Source organism: Halorubrum aidingense JCM 13560 (assembly GCF_000336995.1).
GTDB lineage: Archaea > Halobacteriota > Halobacteria > Halobacteriales > Haloferacaceae > Halorubrum > Halorubrum aidingense.
Window position 1 is genome coordinate 17,246 of record NZ_AOJI01000010.1, and the last position, 21,200, is coordinate 38,445.

Consider the following 21,200-nt stretch of genomic DNA (forward strand, 5'->3'; position numbering starts at 1 on the left):
CCGCGCCCGCTATATATAAGGACGGAATGGGGCCGGTTCGGGGCGGCGAGCGGGACGAACGCGGACGGATCGTCCGACGAGATGAGACGGATCACTTGGCGGAAGCGGACGGATCGCGCGACCGAAAGAGGCAGGTCGGGGGGCGACGACGTGTGCACAATTCGATGCCCACCACCCAGATCAAAGACCCCGTCCACGGCTACGTGGAGCTGCCGGACGCGCTCGTCGACGGCGTCGTCGACACGCGGCCGTTCCAGCGGCTCCGGTACGTCCGTCAGCTCTCGGCGACGCACCTCGTGTATCCCGGCGCGAACCACACGCGCTTCGAGCACTCGCTGGGCGTGTACCACCTCGGTCGGACCGTCTTCGAGAACCTCCGTCGGCAGTCGTACTTCACGCGGGACGCGACCGCCGACGAGTTAGAGGAGATCCAGCGCACGCTGGAGTGCGCCTGCCTGCTCCACGACGTGGGACACCCGCCCTTCTCGCACCTCTCGGAGGGGTTCCTCGACGAGGGCGCGTTGCGCGAGCGGGTCGCCGAGACGGGACTCGTCGACGCCTTCGACGCGGCGGGGGTCGGCGGGGCGCCGCTCCGCTCCGCGAGCCCGCACGAGCTGCTCGGCTGCGTCCTCGTCGTCGAGGAGTACGGCGACGCCCTGCGCGCGTTCGACGTCGACCCCTTCGAGGTGTGCGCGTACGTGCTCGGCTACAGCCTCGCGTACGAGCGCGGCGCGGCGTGGCAGTACGGCGTCGGCGCCCAGCTGCTCCACTCGCCCATCGACGTCGACCGGCTCGATTACATCACCCGGGACAACTACATGACCGGCGCGGGCGTGTTGAGCTTCGACGTCGAGCGCATGGTCGACGCCTACACCGCCCACCCGGAGGAGGGGCTCGCGCTCACCGAGAAGGCGCTCTCGACCATCGGCAACTACCTCGAAGGGCGGATCGCGTTGTACATGTGGGTCACTCAGCACCACAAGGCCGTGTACGCGAACCGACTGCTACAGGCGATGCTCGGCGAGTACGCCGCCGAAACCGGTAACAGCCCGGTCACCGTCGACGGCGTCCTCGCTCGGGAGCTCGACGACAACACGGTGCTCGAACGGCTCCGAATCGCCGCGCGGGACACCCCCGACTCGACGCTGGCGTCGATGTACGACCGCTTCCGGAGCCGGCGGTTCCCGGACACCTGCTGGAAACACCGGATCGCGCTGGCCGACCGGATCGGCGGGGACCTCGACGGCGGCCTCGACGCCTTCACCTCGTGGCTCACCGAGGGCGACGAGCGGCTGGAGCGGCTGCTCGCCGACGCCTTGGACGTCCCGGTCCACGAGGTGTGGATCGACCGGTCGTACGTGCCCGCCTACGATCCCGACGAGTTAGAGGACATTCCCATCGCGTACGGCGGCACCACTCGGTCCGTCGGCGACTGGGGGCTGTACGGCGACCGCGCCTTCGACGTGCCGATTCCCTTCGTGTTCGTCCCCGAAGGAACGAAGCGGCGGGCGATCCGCGTGCTCCGGGACGCCTTCGACAGCGAGGTCGCGGCGGCGAAAAGCGGGACCGCCTAGCGAGACGAAACGGGAGGCAGCGGGGCGGCGGGGACTGACGGAGGGCAGGCCGTCACAGCGGCGTCAGTCGTCGGCCTCGGCGGTGACCGTGTCGTCCGCCTCGGCGTCCGTCGCCTCGGCGTCGAGACGCGGGAAGTTCCCGATCGTCGCGTCGCGGAAGGCGGCCTCGTCGAACGTGTACTCTTCCTCAAAGAAGTCGAGGACGGTGTCGACGTCGGCCATCGCGTTCTTCAGCGCGGTCGACGCGCCGGGCGACGGCGTGATGTTGAACAGGATGCCGTCGCCGGTGATCTTCGCTTCGCCCATGTCGAGCTCTTTCGTCTCCGTGTTGACGATCTGAGGGCGAACGCCGCCGTACCCCTTCGCACGCTCGATGTCGCCGGCGTCGACGCTCGGCACGACCTTCTGGACGTCCGGCAGGAACGCGCGCTTGCCGATCTCGGGGATGTCGTACACGAGGTTGCGGACGACGTAGGGGAACAGGATGCGGTCCGAGAGGATGTTGGCGTAGCTCAGGAACGACGCGGGGCTGAAACCGAACACGTCCGCGAAGTCGCTCACGGTCGAGAGTCGACCGCGTTCGAGCGCCGGAACGAGCTTCGCCGTGGGACCGAAGCGGGTGACCCCGTCGTCGTGAACGTCGGCGTCGCCGTGGACCGCGGCGAACGGGAGTTTCTTCATCTGGAGCGTGTACACCTTCCCGTTCAGCAGGTCGTCGGCGAGGAAGAAGCTCCCCGCGACCGGCAGCAGCGACATGTTCTCGCCGTAGCCCATCTCCTTGGCGAACTGGAGGCTGTGCGAGCCGGCGGCGACGACGACCGCGTCCGCCGCGAAGTCGCCGTCGTCGGTCTCGACGGTGAACCCGTCACCGCCCTCGTCGACGTTCGTCACCGCCGTGCCGAGGTGCACGGAGACGCCGTCCTCCTCGCGGGCGGCGTCGACGAACGATTTCGCGACCGCGCCGTAGTCGACGACGTAGCCGTCCGGCGTCTGAAGCGCCGTGAGCTCCGTGTCCGGGTCGCGCCCCTCGACGACCTTCGGCTCCAGCTCCGCGATCTCTTCGCGGCCGATCTTCCGGAGCTTCGGGAAGAGCTCGCCGAACCCGTTGTCGTGGTAGCGCTCCTCCAGCTTGGCGCCCTCCTCGTCGCCGACGCCGAGCACCATCTTGCTCCGCTTGCTGTGCATCTCCCGGTCCGGGTCGGCGCCCTCCAGGTACCCCGCGAGCAGCTCGGCGCCCTCTTTGACCTCCTTCGCCTTCTCCAGGGTGTAGTTCGTCTCGATGTCCCCGAAGTGAAGCGTCTGGGAGTTGTTCGTCCGGTGGGAGTTGATCGCCGCGATCTCCCGTTCCTTCTCGATCAGTGTGACGTCGTCGACGTCAGTGAACTTCGCGACCGTGTACAGCAGCGATGCCCCGCTGATACCCCCGCCGACGATGATCAGATCTGTGTGCTCGGACATGCGTGATGAAAGCTCTCACTCCGTCGAACGGGCTCAGCCGTTAACGTTCTTGCTATCTGTTCCGCCTGATCCGGCAGTAGCGAGGCTACAGTCGTCGATTTGAGGGTACCACAGTCGTCGAAAATTCACTCCTCGGCGTCCCGGGCGGCCCGGTACCGATCGCGGAGCCGTTCGAACAGGTCCCGACCCGTCTCGGTCCGGAGTCGCGACGCTGTCGTCGCGAAGAACTCGTCGAGCGCGTCGTACTCGCGGAACGCGTCCGGCTCGCCGGCGGTCGGGTCGTAGCGACCGCCGCGCTCGTAAACGACCGCCTGCAGACAGACGTCGAGGAGGTCACACTCCTTGACGAGGACCGCCTCCGGGGAGTCACGGGCCTCGTACGCCTCCCACGCGTCGCGGACGCGGTCGGGGAGGGGACCGGCGAGGTCCGCCATCGCCTCGCGCTCGGCAGCCTCCTTGACGTCGGGATCGACCGTGTCCGCGGTCGAGTCCGCGCGTGTCGCGACGTCGCCCGTCTCCGCCTCGGCGACGTCGTGGACCACGGCGAGCCGGAGCGCGCGGTCGAGGTCGACGCCGGGGAGGTCCTCGCGGAAGCGGTCGCCGAGCGCGAGCACGAGGTACGCGACGCCCCACGCGTGCGCGGCGACGGATTCCGGGTCGTCGACGCCGCGGAGTTGCCAGCCCGTGCGCCGCTCGTCTTTCAGGGCGTAGGCGTCGAGGAGGGCGTCGAGAGAGGGGTCAAGGGCGGGGTCGCGATGGGAGTCGTGGTCGGAGTCGTGGTCGCGGTCGGAGTCGTGGTCGCGGTCGGGGCCGCGATCGGAGCCGGTGCCGTCGATCCCGGTCATTCGTCGCTACTCGGCGAGCGTCCAGGCGTCGTCGCCGACGGCGTCGGCCACGTCGCGGCGGACCATCTCGTCGAGCACCTCGTCGAGGCGCCCGGGCTGGGCGACCTCCATCTCGATGCGGCCGATGCTGTGGTACTCTTCGAGGTAGTGGCGGACGGCCTCCCGGTCGAACGTCGACTGGTCGGCGCGCTCCATGGCGCCCTCGGTCAGGTCGATCATGTCTTCGAGGAAGTTCCACGGGTAGACGACCCACGTCCACTGTTCGAGCTGTTCGCCGACGAAGTCGGGCTCGAACTCGGAGGTGCCGAGCAGCTGGAGGGTGGCGGTGCGGATCTCGCCGGCGTCGCGCTCCGAGACGTACTCCTCGGCGCGGCGGATCGAGCCGCCGGTGTCGGCGATGTCGTCGATGATGAGGACGTTCTTGCCCTCGACGCTCCCCTCCGGCATCGGGTAGCGGATCTTGGGCTCGTCGCTCTTCTCCGCGGCCCCGACGTAGTGTTCCATCTTGAGGCTCGTCAGATCGTTGAGCCCGAGGAAGTCACAGACGCACCGGCCCGCGAACCAGCCGCCGCGCGCCAGGGCGACGACCATGTCCGGCTCGAAGTCCGCGCGTTTCACCGCGTTCGAGACGTTGCGGCAGAGCCCGTAGATGTACTCCCAGTTGGTGAGGGTACAGTCGAAGTCGTCCGGGAGATCGCTCATACGGCCGTTGCTCTCACCCGCGCGCTCATAAGGGTTTAGCAACGCCTCCGCGGAGCGGTCGACGGGGGCGGAACTCAGCGGCTGGGCTTTGGCGGAGGGTGCCGCGTTCCCGGTCACACGGCGTCGAGGATCGCAGAATCGAACGTCTGGAACAGCGACAGTCCGACGCCAGCCCACCGCGTATCGGTCCCGACACGATTTAGGTGGCCCGCCCGCAACGAGTCGGTAATGAGCACTCAGGCCGCGACGGCGGAGCGAACCGTCGTGATCGGGCTGGAGGTCCACGTCCAGCTCGAGACCGACACGAAGATCTTCTGCGGCTGTTCGACGGAGCCGGTCGACGACGAGGAGCCGAACACGCGCACGTGCCCGACCTGCCTCGGGCTGCCGGGCGCGCTGCCGGTCCTCAACGAAGGCGCCGTCGAGGCCGCCGTGAAGATCGGCAAAGCGATCGACGCCGACATCCCCGAGACGACCACGTTCCACCGGAAGAACTACTACTACCCCGACCTGCCGAAGAACTTCCAGCTCACCCAGTACGACGCCCCGATCTGCCAGTCCGGCGAGCTCGAGGTCCGCGTCGACGGCGAGCCGCGCACCATCGGGATCACCCGGGCGCACTTAGAGGAGGACCCCGGTAGCCTCCAGCACGCCGGCGGCTCCATCGAGACCGCCACGCACACGCTCGTGAACTACAACCGCGCCGGGACGCCCCTGATGGAGATCGTCACGGAGCCGGACTTCCGCTCGCCGGCGGAGACCCGGGCGTTCCTCGCGAAGTTAGAGGAGGTCTTGGAGTACCTCGGCGTCTTCGACCCGACCCGCGACGGGAGTCTCCGGGTCGACGCGAACGTCTCGCTGGTCCCCGACGAACACGTCGCCGACGACGGGACCATCACCGAGGAGGCCCTCGCCGCGGCCAACCGCGCCGAGGTGAAGAACATCTCCAGTCACAAGGGCGCGGAGCAGGCGCTCGCCTACGAAGTCACCCGCCAGCGCAACGTGCTCCGTCGCGGCCGCGAAATCGAACAGGAGACGCGCCACTGGGACGAGGCGCGCGGCGTCACCGTCTCGATGCGCTCGAAGGAGGCCGAGAAGGACTACCGCTACTTCCGCGAGGCCGACCTCCCCGCGCTGGAGGTCTCCGACTGGAAGGCGCAGATCCCGATCCCGGAGCTGCCCGACGCCCGCCGCGAGCGCTTCCGCGAGGAGTACGGGCTCGACCGCGAAGCCGCCTCGAAGCTCACCTCGACGAAGGAGGTCGCCGACTTCTTCGAGGACGTCGCGAGCGCGTTCGACCCCGACCTCGCGGCGACGTGGGTCGCCGACAACTTACTCGGCGAGCTCAACTACCGCGAGATGTCGATCACGGACGTCGAGGACCGCCTCGACGAGTTCACGCGCCTGATCGAACTCGTCGCGGCCGAGGAGCTGACGGTCAAAAACGCCGAGGAGATCGTGCTCCGCGAGATGCTCGACGAGGGCGAAGACCCGGACACCGTCATCGACCGCGAAGGGCTCGGCAAGGCCGAAAGCGACGAGGTCGAGGCGGCCGTCGCGGCCGCGATCGACGACAACCCGGACGCGGTCGCCGACTACCACGACGGCGACGAGGGCGCGATCAACTTCCTCGTCGGCCAGGTGATGCAGGCGACCGGCGGCAGCGCCGACCCCGGGCAGGTGAACGGGCTGCTCCGCGAGGAGTTGGACGGGTAGCGATCCATGGAGCCCACCGTCGCGGGGACCCGGCCGTGAACGTCACCGTCGATATCGTCGGCGAAGAGACCGCCGAGTACGATCTCCCCGACGACGCCACGTACGACGACCTGATCCGCGCGACCGGCTACCACCCGCAGGAGGCGTCCGCGCTGGTCGACGGCGCGCCCGTTCCCGGCGACCGCGTGGTCGATGCGAAGGAAGTCCAGTTGCTCAGGCTTATAAAAGGCGGGGCGACGGACTGCGGCGCGTGAGGGCGGAGCGATCCGCTAGCGACCTGCCCGACGACATCGCTATCGAGCCGGCCGCCCCCGACGACCGGATCGACGCGCTCCGCGTGCTCGACGCGGCGATGCTGGAGACGGACGTCGAGACCGTCGACGCCGCTATCGACGCCGGAGACGCCCTCGTCGCCCGGTTTAAAAGGACGAACGCGGTCGTCGGTGCGCTGGTCGCGACGCGCCCCGACCCGACCCGGCTCCACGTCGACGCCGTGGCCGTTCGGCGGGCGCGTCGCGGGCGAGGGATCGGCTCGGCGCTCGTCGCGAGGGCGATGCGGCGTGGCGAAACCGACCCCGAAATCGCCGTTGTCACGGCCGAGTTCAAACGAGACCTGGAGGATTTTTATACCGATCTGGGGTTCGCGATCGGCGGCGGGGTCGGCAGCGAGGCCAGCGACGACGTCGACGGCGAGGTCGGCGGCGGCGACATCGACGCGGTCGAGACGGAGCGCCTGCACGGTCGCTACCCGGTCGACGGTGGCGGCGCCGACGCCGTGGGAACCGGCGAACGACGCCGATAAACGGCCGGACGGTCTACGACGGGCCAATGAGCGGAAAAGACGACTACTACAACCGGTCGAAACAGCAGGGCTATCGCGCCCGGTCGGCCTACAAGCTGAAACAGCTCGACGAGGAGGCCGACCTCTTCGACAGCGGCGACACCGTCGTCGACCTCGGTGCCGCCCCGGGCGGCTGGCTGCAGATCGCCGCCGAAGAAGTGGGCGAGTCGGGTACCGTCGTCGGCGTCGACCTCCAGCGCATCGACGACTTCGACGACCACGACGTGGAGACGATCCGCGGCGACATGACCCAGGAGCGCACTCGCCACTACCTGCGGGAAGCGATCGGCGAGCGCGGCGCGGACGTGGTCATCTCGGACATGGCGCCGAACATGACCGGCGAGTACAGCCTCGACCACGCGCGGTCGGTCCACCTCGCGCGGCAGGCGTTCGACGTGGCCGAGGAGCTGCTCGCGCCCGGCGGCGACTTCGTCGTGAAGGTGTTCCAGGGCGAGGACCTCGACGCGTTCCGCGAGGACGTTCGCGACGAGTTCCAGTACCTCCGGACCGTCTCCCCGCCGGCCTCCCGAGACTCCTCCTCGGAGGTGTACCTCGTCGCGAAGGGGTTGATCACGGCGCCCGTCGAGACGGGCGACCGACTGGAGGTGACCGTCGAGGAATTGGGCGACGAGGGCGACGGCATCGCGTACGTCGAAGGCTACTCTCTGTTCGTCTCCGACGCGGCGGTCGGCGAGACGCTCGAGGTCGTCGTCACCGACGTCAAGCCGCGGTTCGGCTTCGCCGAGCGCGCGGCCCCCGCGAGCGGCGAACAGGAGTAACCGGGGCGCTTTGTCGCGACGACGGTGTCGCCGTCGGATCGCCGCCGCTACGCCGTGGAAAAGTCGTCCTCGGCGGCGGCGGTCGTACAGACCGGACAGCCCGTCTCGAGGATCGTCTCCCGCATCTCGTCGTTGACCTCGATGGTCTGTGCGCAGTCCGAGCAGGTGAATTGGACAGTCGTCAACACTGGTCCTCTCTCGTCTCGCGGAGAGGGTACCAGACGATATAAATGACCGGCTTCCGGCCGAGGACCCGGCTCCGGTCGCCGTCCGTGCCTCGATCCGTTCGCGTCGCAGTGCGCTCGCGCCTCAGTCCGTCCGCGGGACCGCGTAGGCGCCGACGGCGAGGAACCCGACCGCGAGGGCGGCGAGGATCGCCAACTCGCCCGCCCACGGGCCGCCTTCGAAGGTGATCGCCCGCGTCCCCCGCGCGAAGTACGTCAGCGGCGAGGCCGCGACCGCCGGGAGGAACCACTCAGGGAGCAGTTCGGGCGGAACGAACGTCTCGGAGAGGAACAGCAGGGGGAGCGCAACCGTGTTGCTGGCGGCGATCACGCCGTCCTGCGAGTCCGAGAGCGCACCGAGGATCGCCCCGAGCCCGCAGAAGAGTGCGACGCCGACGGCGACGAAGACGGGGAGGACCGCCAGCGCGGGCGAGACGACGAGTTCGGCGTCAGTCACCGCGAGCACGAGCCCGAAGATAAGCAGGCTCGCCGCGCCGATGATCGCGATGTTGACCAGCGTGTGCGCGATCAGCCACTCGCCGCGCGAGAGCGGCGTCGTCGCCAGCTTTTCGAACCGCCCGCCGTCGCGGTGGCGCGCGATCTCGGAGCCGACCCGCGAGAGCGGCGTGAAGAGGACGACGACCGCGAGGTAGCCGGGGATGTAGTAGCCCGCGGGCTCCGCGAACAGGCCGCCCCCGGTCGGCTGAGTCCGGACCAGCGCGCCGAAGATGACGACGAGGATCACCGGGAAGAAGAAGGTGAAAAACACCGCCGTCCGCCGGCGCAGGAACGACCGAGCCGCCGCGACGGTTTCCGTCCCGATCCGTCCGAGCCGGCTCATCGGTCGCCTCCGTCGGCCGCCTCGGCGCCCTTGTTCGGTGGTCCCTCGACGCCATCGGTTTCCTCACGACCTCCGTCCCTGGGAGAGTACTCCTCACCGGTGAGGCGCAGGTACACGTCCTCTAACGAGGGCACGGACCACGCGAGCGATTCGAAGTCGACCCCGGCCGCGTCGAGGGCGTCGACCGCGTCTCCGATCGCTTCGGGCCGGACTCCCCGAATCCGTAGGCCGTCGGCAGACGACTCGACGAGACGGGCGCTCGACACCGCCGCCGCCACCGCCTCGACGACGGCGTCCGGCGCGCTCTCGTCGAGGGACACCTCCAGCCGCGGTTCGCCCCCGTGCTCGGCGATCAGTTCGTCCGGCGGTCCGACGGCCACGACCCCGCCGTCGCGGAGCAGCGCCACCCGATCGGCGAGCCGCTCGACCTCGTCCATCGCGTGGCTGGTGAGGAAGACGGTCGTGCCGCCGTCGGCGAGTCGCTCGATCAGCCGGTGGATCGAGCGTCGACCGGCCGGATCGATGCCCGTCGTCGGCTCGTCCAAAAAGAGGAGGTCCGGGTCGTTGACGATGGCGGTCGCGACGCAGGTCCGCCGCTGCTGTCCGCCCGAGAGTGTCTCGTACCAGGCGTCCGCGTCGTCGGCCATCCCGACGTCCCGCAGGACCGACTCGGTGTCGCGGGCCTCGTCGTACAGCCCCCCGTAGTAGTCGACCAGCTCGGTCGCGGTGAGTCGCTCGGGCGGGCCGAACGACTGCGGGAGGAGGCCGATCCGCTGCGGATCGACGTCTCGGGGCGGGACGCCGAACACCCGGAGGTCGCCCTCGGCGGCCGTCGTCCCCGTGAGCGCCCGGACGAGCGTCGTCTTTCCGGCGCCGTTGGGACCGATGAGCCCGAACACCTCGCCGGGCTCGACCGCGATGTCGACCCCGTCGAGCGCGACGACGTCGCCGTACGACTTCCGGACGCCCTCGCCGACGACGACCGGTTCGGGGCCGGTGGGAGTCCGGTCACCGTCCGCCTCGCTGTCCGTCTCACCGACCGCGGACGCCGACGCGGCCGCTGTCTCGTTCATACGTCGTTCGTCGGGCGGCCGCGCGCGTAAGGGTTGCTCTTCGGGTCGGCGGTTCCTCCACCTCGGCCGGGATGCGTCCGGGTCCGTCCCGCACGCCGGTCCGTCTCCACTCCGTCCCCGGTCCATCCCCACTCCGTCCCCGGTTCGTCCCCAGCCCGTCCCCGGTCCGTTACGCCTAAGCGACGCCGAACCGACCCACGGCGTATGCACTACCACGAGGCGGCGGCGTTCCTCTTCGACCTCCGCCGCTTCTCGGTCAAACCGGGGACCGAGCGCGTTGCGGCGCTGTTAGACCGACTCGGGAACCCCGAGGACGACGTGCCGTTCGTGCAGGTCGCGGGCTCGAACGGGAAGGGCAGCACGGCGCGCATGACCGAGTCCATCCTGCGCGAGGCCGGACTCTCGGTCGGGCTCTACACCTCCCCGCACCTCTCCGCGCTCGCCGAGCGGATCCGCGTCGACGGGCGGCAGGTGACCGAGGACGCGGTCACCGATTTCGTCGAGGAAGTGAAGCCGTGGCTGGTCGAGCGCGCGGCGGCGGGCGAGCCCCTCACCTTCTTCGAAGTCGTCACGGCGATGGCGATCCACGACTTCGCGCGGCGCGAGGTCGACGTCGCCGTGCTGGAGGTCGGCCTCGGCGGCGAGTACGACGCGACGAGCGCGGTCGACCCCGTCGCGACCGCCGTCACCAACGTCTCGCTCGAACACACGGCCGTCCTCGGCGACACGATAGCCGAGATCGCCCGCACCAAGGCCCGGATCGCGACCGCCGGTGCGCCCCTCGTGACGGCCTGTGAGGGCGAGGCGCTCGACGTCGTCCGCGAGGTCGCCGCCGACGCGGGAGCGGCCGTCGCGACGGTGGCGAGGGGAGACGACGAGGGAGCCGGCGGCGAGGCCGGTGGGGCCGGCGAAACCAACGGGAACGGCGGGGACGACGGGAACGGCGGGGACGACGGGAACGGCGGGGACGACGGGAACGACGACGACCCGACCCTCTCGGTCGCCTACGAGGGTCGGGTGAGCCCGACCGACGCCGAGGTGACGCTGTCCGGCGAGGTCGACGGCACCTATCGGGTCCCCCTCGTCGGCGACCACCAGGCGACGAACGCGGGGGTCGCGGTCGCGCTGGCGCGCCGGACGGCGGCCGCGGTGGACGCGGAAGTGGACGGAGACGCGGGGGCGAACAGAGACGCGGGGGCGGACAGAGACGCGGGACACGAGGGAGCCCCGATTCCCGACGCGGCGGTCCGAGACGGACTCGCGCGGGCGACGTGGCCCGGCCGGTTCGAGGTGCTCGACACCGCGCCGCTGACGGTGCTCGACGGCGCGCACAACCCGGCGGCCTGCCGGACGCTCGCGGGGACGCTCGCCGAGTACGACTACGCGGACCTCCACCTCGTGTACGGCGCGATGCACGACAAGGACCACGCGGGCGCGGCGGCCGCCCTCCCCGAGGCGGCCTCGGCCATCACCTGCCGGCCGGACCTCGACCGCGCGGAGGACCCGGAGGTGCTGGCGGCCGCGCTCCGGACCGCCGGTATCGAGGAGGTGACCGCCGGTGAGGACGTGGCTCGCGCGCTGGAGCTCGCCGTCGGTCGCGCCGCTCCGAACGACTGCGTCCTGCTCGTCGGCTCGCTGTTCGCGGTGGCGGAGGCTCGGGCGGCGCACATGCGGACCGTGACGCCGCGGGCGGGAGCGTCCCGGTCCCCCGCGGCGGCCGGCTGGGCCGACGGCATCGATGGCGCGGCCCGGTACGAGCGGCTCGAACACCGGGTGCTCACGCTGCGGCTGCGCGGCGACCGCGCGGAGCGGATCGCGGCCGAGATCCGCGCGGTCGGCGGCGAGGCGTCGATCGGCGGACTGGGAGCGGGCGGGGGACGGATCCCCGGCGGCGAGCGAGTCCCGGTCACGCTCGCGGGGACGCTCGCGGCCTACCGCGACCTGCTCGGTCGACTCCGCGCCGTCGACGACGGCGGATTCCTCGGGATCGCGGACGATATCGCCCGCCGTCTCGGAGTCGGTGGCGGCCCCGGCGACGCCGCCGCTGTCGACACCAGTGCCGCCAACACCGCTCCCGACGACGACACCGTCGCCGCCGACGCCGGCACCGCCGCCTACCCCTGGACCGACGGCACCGCCGTGATGGGCGTGCTCAACGTCACCCCCGACTCGTTCCACGACGGCGGCCGGCACGCGGCCTTAGAGGACGCGGTGGCGGGCGTCGAGCGCATGGTCGACGCCGGGGTCGACATCGTCGACGTCGGCGGCGAGTCAACTCGTCCGGGCGCGGAGCCGGTTCCCGTCGGGGAGGAGATCGACCGGGTCGTCCCGACGGTCGAGGCGATCCGATCGGTACCGGCGGTCGCCGACGGAGACGTGCTCGTTTCGATCGACACCCGAAAGCCGGCGGTCGCGGAGGCGGCGCTGGCGGCGGGCGCGGACGTCATCAACGACGTCACCGGGCTGGCGGACCCCGAGATGCGCGAGGTCGTCGCCGCCGCCGACTGTCCGGTCGTTCTGATGCACAGCCTCGACGCACCGGTCGATCCGACGAACGAGCCGGAGTACGACGACGTGGTGAGCGACGTCATCCGCGACCTCCGCGAGCGACTCGCGCTCGCCGACACCGCCGGGATCGACCGGGAGAAGGTGATCGTCGACCCCGGACTCGGTTTCGGGAAGTCGGCCGCGGAGGGGTTCGAACTGATCGACTGCGCGGGGGAGTTCGCCGCGCTCGACTGCCCGGTGCTGATCGGCCATTCGCACAAGTCGATGTTCGAGACGGTGGACCGCGGACCGGAGGACCGCGAACACGCGACCGTCGCCGCGACCGCGCTCGCGGCGGACCGCGGCGCCGACATCGTGCGAGTCCACGACGTGGCGGAGAACCGGGCGGCCGTCGACGTCGCGAAGGCGGTCAACGGCGGGGTGCGGGAGACCGAGGCGCACGGGGGCGGTGAGGTCGACGAGACGACAGGGACTGACAGCGACGCTGACGTCGAGTGAGCCGCACCCGGCGAATGACGGCAGCGTTTTCCTTCGTGGCCACCTCGCGTCGGTATGGCCCGGCGTCTGCTGCTCGGCTGTAGCGCGGTCGGGAACACGCTCGTCGAGCGCACCCGCGAGGAGCGCGGCGAACTCGTCGCGATCACCGACGACACCGGGTGGGCGTCGACGCTGCGCGACCGCAACGTCGCCACCGTCGAGGCCGACCCGACGGACCCGTCCACGTATCCGGACACCGCGACGGTGGTGTTGGTGGCGAGCGACGACCCCGGGCAAAACGTCGCCGCCGCGGAGGCGGCCCGGCGACGGTACCCCGACGCGATGATCGTCGCGCACATCGGCACGAACCCGACCGCGGCCCAACAGGACGCCCTCGAGGCGGTCGCCGACCGCGTCGTCGACCCCGTGGAGGCGGTCGTCTCTCGCGTCCGGGAGGCGACCGGAGTCGACGCCAGCGAGGAGCCGCCTCGGCTGTTCTCGACCCTGCGCTCCTTCTCCGGCCCGTTACTCGTCGTCGCGCACGACAACCCCGACCCCGACGCCATCGCGAGTGCGATCGGACTGGCCCGCGTCGCCGAATCGGCCGGCGTCCCCGCGGACCCCTGTTACGGCGGCGAAATCGCCCACCAAGAGAACCGCGCGATGGTGAACTTACTCGACCTCTCGCTGCGGACCGTCGACGGGATCGATCTCGACGACTACGGCGGGATCGCTTTGGTCGACCACTCGCGCGCCGGGATCAACGACAGCCTCCCCGAGGGGCATCCCGTCGACATCGTCGTCGACCACCACCCGCCGCGGGGACCGGTCGCGGGCTCGTTCGTCGACATCCGCCCCGACGCGGGCTCGACGAGCACGCTCATCGCGGAGTACCTCGGTCGCCTCGGCATCGAACCGACGCGCGAACTCGCCACCGCCCTGCTGTACGGGATCCGGATCGACACGAAGGACTTCACGCGGTCGACGTCGATCCCGGACTTCGAGGCGGCGGCGGCGCTGTCGGAGCACGCCGACGAGTCGACGCTCGAACGCGTCGAGAGCCCGAGCGTGAGCCCGGAGACGCTTCGCGTGCTCGCGGCCGCCATCGAGGGGCGCGACGTTCGCGGGTCGACCGTCGCCTCGTGCGTCGGCGAGATCACCGACCGCGACACGCTCGCCCAGGCGGCCGAGCGCCTCCTGAACCTGGACGGCGTCGCCGTCACCTTCGTCTACGGCTACATGGACGGCGTTATCTACGGCTCCGCGCGAGCGCGCGGCGCCGACCTCGACATCGGCGAGCTGCTTCGGGACGCGCTCGATCCAGTCGGGTCCGCCGGCGGTCACGCGACGATGGCCGGCGCGCAGGTGCCGCTGGGGATTTTAGAGGAGGTCTCCGAGTCCGAGTCGTTGCCGGAGGTTGTCGAGACGTTCGTCTCCGGGCGCTTTTTCGAGGCGCTCGACGACGCGCCGACCCCGCCGAGCGGGGCGGTCTCGGAGTTCTCGACCGACTGATCGGTCCCGATCGTCGGCCCGCGTCGGCACCCCACCCGTTCACCCCCACCGCCGAGCCGCCGGGTCGTGGGTCCCGTCCGAGGGCGCAACCTACATACTTCACGGTGGCGAACACCGACATATGACCGACGACGTCGTCGAGCACCGTCGACTGATCATCGCCGGCACCGGAATCGCCGGCCTCACCGCGGGCATCTACGCCGCGCGGTCGAACAACGACCCCCTGATAATCGAGGGCGACGAACCGGGCGGTCAGCTCACGCTCACCACCGACGTGGAGAACTACCCCGGCTTCCCCGAGGGGATCTCCGGACCGGAGCTGATCAACAACATGAAAACGCAGGCGACGAAGTTCGGCGCCGACACCCGCAACGGGATCGTCGCGGACGTCTCGAAGGAGCCCGCGGGCCACTTCCGCGTCGAGCTCACCGACGGCGACGCCTACACCGCCGACGCCGTCATCGCCGCCTCGGGCGCGAGCGCCCGAACGCTCGGCGTTCCCGGGGAAGACGAGCTGATGGGGTACGGCCTCTCGACGTGTGCGACCTGCGACGGCGCGTTCTTCCGCGGCGAGGACATGCTCGTCGTGGGCGGCGGCGACGCCGCCATGGAGGAGGCGAACTTCCTGACGAAGTTCGCGGACACCGTCTACATCGCGCACCGCCGCGAGGAGTTCCGCGCGGAGGACGTCTGGATCGACCGCACGATGGAGAAGGTCGAGAGCGGCGAGATCGAACTCCTCTTGAACACCGAACTCACCGAGATTCACGGCACGCCCGAGGACGGCATCGACCACGTGACGCTCGTCGAGCACCCGGACGGTCACCCCACGGAGAAGCTGGACGACCCGGCGACCGCCGACGAGGTCGAGGAGTACGACTTCGACGTGGGCGCGGTCTTCTTCGCCATCGGCCACACGCCGAACACGGACTTCCTGGAGGGGACCGGCGTCGAGACCGACGACGAGGGCTACCTGATCACCGAGGGCGGCCGGGGCGGGAACCAGACGGACACGGGCGTCGACGGGCTGTTCGGCGCGGGCGACGTGGTCGATTTCCACTACCAGCAGGCCGTCACCGCGGCCGGGATGGGGTGTGAGGCCGCGCTCGACGCCGACGAGTACCTCACCGAGCGCGAGCGCGCCGGGGAACTGTACGAGGTCGAGGCCGACGCCGCGGCCGCGGACGACTGAGCGGCGGTCGATCGGACGGGAGTTTATAAGGGAAGACCGATTCCGTTCTCGAGGATTTATAAATGGTTGACGGCGCGATGACCGATTCTACCGTCCCAGTTGCTCGTGACGCCGTCGCTGCAGCGACCATTTCCAAACCCGTGTCCGTTCCGCACACCACCGCAGCCTCACGCCTCCCCAGCCTCGTCGGCTCGGCGTTTGTAAACGCCGAGCCGACTCCCTCGCGCTCGGTTCGCGCCCAGTGGACGCTCACCGGAGCGCGCCACCGCACTACCTATTTATAAGCGGTCGTCGTCTCCGCTCGCGTCTATTTATATATCACGTCGCTGGCGAGGGCTGTAACACTCACTCTCGCGATCCGTCGCCATTCCGCCTCCGAGCGGGCTATTCCTCCAGCGACAGCGCGGCGAGCAGCGACTCCAGTTGCACCTGCTCGTTGGCGCCCTCGGCGATCCGGTAGTCCGCCTCGCCGATCCGCTCCATCAGCTTCACCGCCTCGCGCTCGCTCAGGTCGAACTCCCAGACGGAGCGGTGGAGCTGGTCGATGACGTCGCCGCCGGCCATGCCGGTCTCCGTCAGGAGGCTGTCGAGGGTCGCCCGCGCCTTCGCGAAGTCGCCCGCGAGCGCGTCGGTCACCATCGACTCGATCTCCTCCGGGCGGGCGGTCGCCGTGATCGCGTACACCGCCTCCTCGTCGACGACGTCGCCGGTCGTCGCCGCCGCCTGCAGCGAGTTGATCGCCCGGCGCATGTCGCCGTCGGCCGCGTACACGAGGGCGTCCACGCCGGCGTCCGTCACCTCGATCCCCTCTGCGGCCGCGATCTCGCGGGTCTGTCCGGCGACCGCCGCGTCCGAGAGCGGCGAGAACCGGAAGACGGCACACCGCGACTGGATCGGGTCGATGATCTTCGACGAGTAGTTACACGAGAGGATAAAGCGGGTGTTGTCGGAGAACTGCTCCATCGTCCGGCGGAGCGCCGACTGGGCGTCGTCGGTGAGAGAGTCGGCCTCATCGAGGAACACGATCCGGAAGTCGCCGCCGAACGACGACCGCGCGAACCCCTTGATCCGGTCGCGAACCACGTCGATGCCGCGCTGGTCGGAGGCGTTGAGTTCGAGGAAGTTCCCCCGCCAGTTGTCCTCGCCGTACACCTCGCGGGCGATGGCGGTGGCCGCGGTCGTCTTCCCGACACCGGCCGGACCGCTGAACAGGAGGTGCGGAATGTCGTCCTGATCGATGTAGCTCTGGAGCCGCTCGACGATCGCCTCCTGGCCGTGGATGTCGCCGAGCGACTGCGGCCGGTACTTCTCGATCCAGATCTCCCGACCGGTCGCGGTCGCAGCCGTCTGCTCGTCGGCCTCGCTCATGCTGTGATCGGAGGCGCGGCGGGGTGATAAACGCCCCGAGAACGAGGCGGATCGCGCGCGTCGTCATCGTCCGATCGGTGCCGCGATTGCGGGTCGATCTCGGGCCGATCGTGGGCCGATCCCGGCCCGATCCCAAGTCGATCTCGGGCCGTTACAGGGAGACGACGCCGGCCGCCGTTCGCCGTCGAAACTCGTCTCGAAACGCCGACAGCGCGTCCGTTCCGGCCTCCATCCGTCTGATCCGCTGCCGGGCCTCGGCGTCGATACGCGGTGCCAGCACGATCGCCGCCGCGCCCGTCGAGACGGTTCGCACGCGCCAGTCGACGTAGCGCTCGGCGGCCCACGCCGGCAGATCGGCGAGCAGCACGGCGTTCCGCCACGCGAGCTCTCGGCTTCCGGCCAGTCCGAGCAGCGCGACCCGGTCGTCGAACGGGTCGACGAGCGCGTCGATGCCGCGCACGCCGACGGCGTCGTACACCTCGACGAGCGACTCCTGGACGACCGCGGTGAGTCGCGCGAGTATCTCGTTGATGCGGTCGTGGTCCGCGCGCTTCGCGTCGCGACCGGGATCGATGCGCACGTCTCGGAGCGTGTAGGTGAGGTCGTCGTTGATGTGCGCGTTAATGCCGAGGAGCGCGTCCTGTGCGACGAGCGTCTCGCCGCGCTCGGCGGCGCCGAACGCGAGCAGCCACGCCTCCGGCAGCGAGTCGAACCGCCGGCGCTCGAAGGCGAGCAGCGCCCGTCGGTAGTACTCGGCGAACGCGACGAGGTACGCGGTCACCCACTCCGGGTCGGCGAACGTCCCCTCGTCCATCGCGGTTGCGACGGTCGCCGTCATCCGGGCGTACACGGTGAGAAACACCGATCGCCGGTCTCCGTCGTCGCGGAGGTACGCCTCGATGCGACGCAGCCGGTCGGCGACGTCATCGACCGAGTCGAACGGGGCGGACGCGAGGTCGATCAGGGTCGCGTCCGGCTCGTCGTCCGCGAGCGCTGCGGTGATCGTCGCCGTCTCGGCCCGCATTCGTCGTCGGTACGCGGTCAACAGCGCTCTGACTTCGGCGGCGGTCGGGACGGTGTGAGAGAGCGGGATCATGATTGCGTCGAGAGCGCGTCGACCCGTCAGACTCCGCGGACAGACAAGAAGCTTCGTGCCGGGGGACCGTCCGCAGATTCGTCGGCCCGCCGGTCCGTTGACTGGGCCGCCAGCGCGGCCGTTCCTTACGCGAACTCGTCGATGAGTTCGGGCACCACGTCGAAGAGGTCGCCGACGATCCCGTAGTCGGCGATGTCGAAGATCGGCGCGTTCGGGTCGGTGTTGATCGCGACGATCGTGTCGGAGCCCTTCATCCCGGCGACGTGCTGGACCGCACCGGAGATACCGACCGCGATGTACACGTCGGGGGTGACGACCTTGCCAGACTGGCCGACTTGGCGGTTCTTCGGGAGCCAGCCGTTGTCGACGATCGGCCGCGACGACGAGAGGGTGGCGCCGAGCGCGTCCGCGAGCTCCTCGACGAGTTCGATGTTCTCCTCCTCCTCGATCCCGCGACCGACCGAGACGAGCACGTCCGCGTCCGCGATGTCGACGTCGCCGTTGCCGACCTCCTCGAAGCCGGTGACGCGAGCGCCCGATTCGGGGATATCGACATCGACGGATTCGACCGGCGCGTCGCCGACGCCCTCGGCGGGCGCCCACTCGCCGCCCCGGACCGTGAGCACGAAGCGATCGCCGGTGACGTCGACGGTCGTCTCCACCTTCGAGCCGTACATCTCGCGGGTGACGGTCAGCCCGTCGTCGTACTCGATCCCGATGGCGTCCGTCACCAGCGGGAGCCCCTGTGCCTCTGCGACGGCGGGCGCGTAGTCGAGCCCGTTGACGGAGTTCGGGATCACGACCGTGCCGGCGTCCGTTCGATCGAGCACCGCCGCGATCGCTGCTTGATAGACGTTGTGGTCGAACTCCTCGCCGTGTTCGACCGTGTGGATCGCGTCGACGCCCTCGCGGTTCACGTCCTCCGCGAACCGCTCGACGTCGCCGGCGATGACCGCGACGTGGAGGTCGCCGCCGCGCGCGTCGGCCAGCGCTCGACCGGCCGTCACCGCCTCGTGTGACACGTCTCGAAGCTCCCCGCGGCGGTGTTCGGCGACCACGAGCACGTCGTCCATCACGCGCCCACCCCCTTCTCGCGCAGGACCTCGGCAAGGCGGGTCGCAGCCTCGCCGGCGTCGCCCTCGATCAGCTCCGCGTCCGACTCGCTCTCGGGCTCGTACATCGAGGTGATCGTCAGCGCGCTCTCGACGTCGTCCGCCGAGAGGCCGAGATCCGAGAGGTCCGTGGCGGCGATCTCCTTCCGCTGGGCCTGTCGGATGCCGCGAAGGCTCGCGTACCGGGGCTCGTTGAGTCCGGTCTGGACGGTCAACACGGCCGGCAGATCGACGTCGGTCAGCTCTTCAACGCCGCCCTCAAGCTCGCGGTGCACGTGTGCGACCCCGGCGTCGGCGTCGAGATCGAGCGCGTTCACGACGGCGGCGTGCTCGAAGCCGATCCGCTCGGCGAGCGCGACGCCCGTGGCGCCGAACCCGGTGTCGGCGGCCTGCACTCCGCCGAGAATCAGGTCCGGATCCTCGTCTTCGACGACCGCCTCGAACGTCGAGACCTTCGCGGCGACGTCCGAGAACCCGTCTTCGAAGGCGTCGTCCCAGACGCGGACGGCGCGATCCGCGCCCTTCGCGAGCGCCATCCGGATCGTCTCTTCGGTGCGCTCCGGACCGATGGTGACGGTGACGACCTCGTCGGCGATACCGGCCTCGGCCAGCTGGACCGCCGCCTCGATCGCGTAGTCGTCCCACTCGTTGAGGTCGTACTCGAGGTCCGACGCCGCGATGTCGGTCCCCTCGATCGCGAAGTCGTCGCCCGCCTCCGCGACTTCCTTGACGGTCACCAGAACTTTCATGATCGATACTCCGGTGCTCGACGTGTAATGGTTTTCGGAACGCGGCACGGTAAGCGCGTCGTTTACCGGTCGTTCGATCCGTCGTCGTCGCTCTCGTCTTCGGTGTCCGGAAGCGAGATGAGGTTCTCGCGACCCAACCGGAGCTTCTCGACGCGTCCGGCCTCCGCCATCGCCGAGAGGAGCTGTGAGACCTTCGCGTCCGACCAGCCGGTCTCCGCGACGATGTCGGCCTGTCGCATCCGTCCGCCGCTGTCGGTCAGCAGTCGCTCGACGCGCTCCTCGTCGGAGAGCAGCGAGAGGTCCTCTTCGGGTTCGGACTCGTCGCTCCCATCTCGCTCGGTGTCGACATCCGCCCCCGCCGCTGCTCCCGACGCGCGACCGCCGGTGTCCGCGGCCGGATCGTCGGCACCGTTCTCGTCCGCGTCGCCGCCGCCCGCGATCGCCGTGCCGTCCATCCGCCGGTACCTGACGATACTCCCGGCGATGAGCAGGGCCGCGAGCACGATCGCGATGGTCAGCATCGTCCACGGCGGGCCGACCGCACCGGTCGGGGCGTAGACGACTGCGACCCGCTCGTCCGGCCCGAAAGCCCGCGGCCCCTCGATGATAACGGCGTTGTCTCGGAGCGGGACGGTGGCACCCGGGGTCCCGGTGACGGTGTACCCGTCCGGGGTCGCTACTTCGAGGGTTTGTCCCTCCTCTAAGGAGGCGAGCCACGTCCCGTCGTTCGGCGTCGTCAGGGCGTCGCCCAACACCAGGTTCTCGCCGTCTTGCGCGAGGAAGTCGGTCCAGACGAACGTGAGCCGGAGCTCGCCGACCGCGTCCGTCTCGTCGCCCGCGACGTCGAACGACGACGGGTCCTCGTGGACCGTCACGTCGCGCTCGACGCTTTCGATCCGCATCGTTCGATCGACGTTTCGGCTCGCCTCGCGGGCGAACCCCTCGAACAGTTCGCCGTCGGGACCGATTTCGCCGTCGAGGAATCGATCCCCCGCGGTCTCGAACGCGGCGCGTTCGGACGCGTCGGCCAGCGCGTACCGGATCGACACCTCCCAGCGCGCGTCGCGGTCGGGCGACAGCTCGATTCGGATAGTCGTCTCGGTCTCCGGGTCGAACCTGTCTCTTATACACAT

19 protein-coding genes are annotated in these 21,200 nt (G+C 69.9%); 8 read left to right on the forward strand and 11 right to left on the reverse strand.

The genetic code is table 11. The features are described from left to right. The first annotated feature begins 164 nt into the window (after positions 1–164). Positions 165–1,574: an HD domain-containing protein gene (locus C461_RS01310; RefSeq protein WP_049906195.1), complete on the forward strand. Its 1,410-nt coding sequence runs from the start codon at positions 165–167 to the stop codon at positions 1,572–1,574. A 63-nt stretch (positions 1,575–1,637) separates the two neighbouring features. On the opposite strand, the gene C461_RS01315 is transcribed toward C461_RS01310, so the two are convergent. From C461_RS01315 to C461_RS01325, 3 genes are all read right to left on the reverse strand, one after another. Further along, positions 1,638–3,032, reverse strand: coding sequence for an FAD-dependent oxidoreductase (locus C461_RS01315; protein ID WP_007997958.1), 1,395 nt, complete (start codon positions 3,030–3,032; stop codon positions 1,638–1,640). A gap of 125 nt (positions 3,033–3,157) precedes the next feature. Next, positions 3,158–3,877, reverse strand: coding sequence for an HD domain-containing protein (locus tag C461_RS01320; protein WP_007997960.1), 720 nt, complete (start codon positions 3,875–3,877; stop codon positions 3,158–3,160). Positions 3,878–3,883: 6 nt separating this feature from the next. Continuing rightward, the gene (locus C461_RS01325; protein ID WP_007997963.1) at positions 3,884–4,579 is read right to left on the reverse strand and encodes a phosphoribosyltransferase; all 696 of its coding nucleotides are present in this window, start codon (positions 4,577–4,579) and stop codon (positions 3,884–3,886) included. A gap of 228 nt (positions 4,580–4,807) precedes the next feature. Between C461_RS01325 and gatB the strand changes: the two genes are divergently transcribed. The 4 genes from gatB to C461_RS01345 are packed head-to-tail and all read left to right on the forward strand — an operon-like array spanning position 4,808 to position 7,915. Beyond that, positions 4,808–6,295, forward strand: coding sequence for an Asp-tRNA(Asn)/Glu-tRNA(Gln) amidotransferase subunit GatB (gatB, locus tag C461_RS01330; RefSeq protein ID WP_007997965.1), 1,488 nt, complete (start codon positions 4,808–4,810; stop codon positions 6,293–6,295). 35 nt (positions 6,296–6,330) lie between these two features. After that, positions 6,331–6,549 (forward strand): ubiquitin-like small modifier protein SAMP2, encoded by a 219-nt coding sequence (gene samp2, locus C461_RS01335; RefSeq protein ID WP_007997967.1) that lies wholly within the window; start codon positions 6,331–6,333, stop codon positions 6,547–6,549. After that, complete coding sequence (locus C461_RS01340) at positions 6,546–7,097, forward strand: GNAT family N-acetyltransferase (protein ID WP_007997969.1); 552 nt, start codon at positions 6,546–6,548, stop codon at positions 7,095–7,097. Before samp2 ends, C461_RS01340 begins: the two co-directional genes overlap by 4 nt. A gap of 26 nt (positions 7,098–7,123) precedes the next feature. Beyond that, positions 7,124–7,915 carry an RlmE family RNA methyltransferase gene (locus C461_RS01345; protein ID WP_007997970.1) on the forward strand — a complete coding sequence of 264 codons (792 nt, stop codon included), beginning with the start codon at positions 7,124–7,126 and terminating at the stop codon, positions 7,913–7,915. A 47-nt stretch (positions 7,916–7,962) separates the two neighbouring features. Here the strand turns inward: C461_RS01345 and C461_RS15245 are convergent, their stop codons facing one another. From C461_RS15245 to C461_RS01355, 3 genes are all read right to left on the reverse strand, one after another. Next, positions 7,963–8,100 (reverse strand): DUF7560 family zinc ribbon protein, encoded by a 138-nt coding sequence (locus C461_RS15245; RefSeq protein WP_152418285.1) that lies wholly within the window; start codon positions 8,098–8,100, stop codon positions 7,963–7,965. A 124-nt stretch (positions 8,101–8,224) separates the two neighbouring features. Then, a complete protein-coding gene (locus C461_RS01350) occupies positions 8,225–8,980 on the reverse strand; it encodes an ABC transporter permease (protein WP_007997974.1) in 756 nt (251 codons plus the stop codon). Beyond that, positions 8,977–10,053 (reverse strand): ABC transporter ATP-binding protein, encoded by a 1,077-nt coding sequence (locus C461_RS01355; protein ID WP_007997976.1) that lies wholly within the window; start codon positions 10,051–10,053, stop codon positions 8,977–8,979. The genes C461_RS01350 and C461_RS01355 overlap by 4 nt, the downstream gene beginning before the upstream one ends. A 204-nt stretch (positions 10,054–10,257) precedes the next feature. Here C461_RS01355 and folP point away from each other — a divergent pair, with 204 nt between their 5' ends. The 3 genes from folP (at position 10,258) to C461_RS01370 (ending at position 15,742) form a co-directional block, all read left to right on the forward strand. After that, the gene (gene folP, locus C461_RS01360; RefSeq protein WP_007997977.1) at positions 10,258–13,059 is read left to right on the forward strand and encodes a dihydropteroate synthase; all 2,802 of its coding nucleotides are present in this window, start codon (positions 10,258–10,260) and stop codon (positions 13,057–13,059) included. A gap of 54 nt (positions 13,060–13,113) precedes the next feature. Then, positions 13,114–14,550: a DHH family phosphoesterase gene (locus C461_RS01365; protein WP_007997978.1), complete on the forward strand. Its 1,437-nt coding sequence runs from the start codon at positions 13,114–13,116 to the stop codon at positions 14,548–14,550. Between the two features lie 121 nt (positions 14,551–14,671). Further along, positions 14,672–15,742, forward strand: coding sequence for an NAD(P)/FAD-dependent oxidoreductase (locus C461_RS01370; protein WP_007997979.1), 1,071 nt, complete (start codon positions 14,672–14,674; stop codon positions 15,740–15,742). A gap of 384 nt (positions 15,743–16,126) precedes the next feature. Here C461_RS01370 and C461_RS01375 read toward each other — a convergent pair whose 3' ends face one another. The 5 genes from C461_RS01375 to C461_RS15690 form a co-directional block, all read right to left on the reverse strand. After that, a complete protein-coding gene (locus tag C461_RS01375; protein ID WP_007997980.1) occupies positions 16,127–17,110 on the reverse strand; it encodes a replication factor C small subunit in 984 nt (327 codons plus the stop codon). Between the two features lie 151 nt (positions 17,111–17,261). Next, positions 17,262–18,206: a DUF5995 family protein gene (locus tag C461_RS01380; RefSeq protein ID WP_007997981.1), complete on the reverse strand. Its 945-nt coding sequence runs from the start codon at positions 18,204–18,206 to the stop codon at positions 17,262–17,264. A gap of 125 nt (positions 18,207–18,331) precedes the next feature. After that, a complete protein-coding gene (locus C461_RS01385; protein WP_007997983.1) occupies positions 18,332–19,279 on the reverse strand; it encodes an electron transfer flavoprotein subunit alpha/FixB family protein in 948 nt (315 codons plus the stop codon). Next, positions 19,279–20,067 carry an electron transfer flavoprotein subunit beta/FixA family protein gene (locus C461_RS01390; RefSeq protein ID WP_007997985.1) on the reverse strand — a complete coding sequence of 263 codons (789 nt, stop codon included), beginning with the start codon at positions 20,065–20,067 and terminating at the stop codon, positions 19,279–19,281. The genes C461_RS01385 and C461_RS01390 overlap by 1 nt, the downstream gene beginning before the upstream one ends. Positions 20,068–20,129: 62 nt before the next feature. Beyond that, positions 20,130–21,200, reverse strand: a 1,071-nt coding sequence (locus C461_RS15690) for a helix-turn-helix transcriptional regulator (protein ID WP_007997987.1), incomplete at its 5' end; no start/stop codon positions are given.

Excerpts from the sequence above, each read along its gene's own strand:
- C461_RS01370 (WP_007997979.1), top strand. The coding sequence starts at position 14,672 with ATGACCGACGACGTCGTCGAGCACCGTCGACTGATCATCGCCGGCACC.
- C461_RS01310 (WP_049906195.1), top strand. The coding sequence starts at position 165 with ATGCCCACCACCCAGATCAAAGACCCCGTCCACGGCTACGTGGAGCTG.
- C461_RS01350 (WP_007997974.1), bottom strand. The coding sequence starts at position 8,980 with ATGAGCCGGCTCGGACGGATCGGGACGGAAACCGTCGCGGCGGCTCGG.
- folP (WP_007997977.1), top strand. The coding sequence starts at position 10,258 with ATGCACTACCACGAGGCGGCGGCGTTCCTCTTCGACCTCCGCCGCTTC.
- C461_RS01355 (WP_007997976.1), bottom strand. The coding sequence starts at position 10,053 with ATGAACGAGACAGCGGCCGCGTCGGCGTCCGCGGTCGGTGAGACGGAC.
- C461_RS01320 (WP_007997960.1), bottom strand. The coding sequence starts at position 3,877 with ATGACCGGGATCGACGGCACCGGCTCCGATCGCGGCCCCGACCGCGAC.
- C461_RS01390 (WP_007997985.1), bottom strand. The coding sequence starts at position 20,067 with ATGAAAGTTCTGGTGACCGTCAAGGAAGTCGCGGAGGCGGGCGACGAC.
- gatB (WP_007997965.1), top strand. The coding sequence starts at position 4,808 with ATGAGCACTCAGGCCGCGACGGCGGAGCGAACCGTCGTGATCGGGCTG.
- C461_RS01380 (WP_007997981.1), bottom strand. The coding sequence starts at position 18,206 with ATGATCCCGCTCTCTCACACCGTCCCGACCGCCGCCGAAGTCAGAGCG.
- C461_RS01315 (WP_007997958.1), bottom strand. The coding sequence starts at position 3,032 with ATGTCCGAGCACACAGATCTGATCATCGTCGGCGGGGGTATCAGCGGG.
- C461_RS01385 (WP_007997983.1), bottom strand. The coding sequence starts at position 19,279 with ATGGACGACGTGCTCGTGGTCGCCGAACACCGCCGCGGGGAGCTTCGA.
- C461_RS01325 (WP_007997963.1), bottom strand. The coding sequence starts at position 4,579 with ATGAGCGATCTCCCGGACGACTTCGACTGTACCCTCACCAACTGGGAG.
- C461_RS01375 (WP_007997980.1), bottom strand. The coding sequence starts at position 17,110 with ATGAGCGAGGCCGACGAGCAGACGGCTGCGACCGCGACCGGTCGGGAG.
- C461_RS01365 (WP_007997978.1), top strand. The coding sequence starts at position 13,114 with ATGGCCCGGCGTCTGCTGCTCGGCTGTAGCGCGGTCGGGAACACGCTC.
- C461_RS01345 (WP_007997970.1), top strand. The coding sequence starts at position 7,124 with ATGAGCGGAAAAGACGACTACTACAACCGGTCGAAACAGCAGGGCTAT.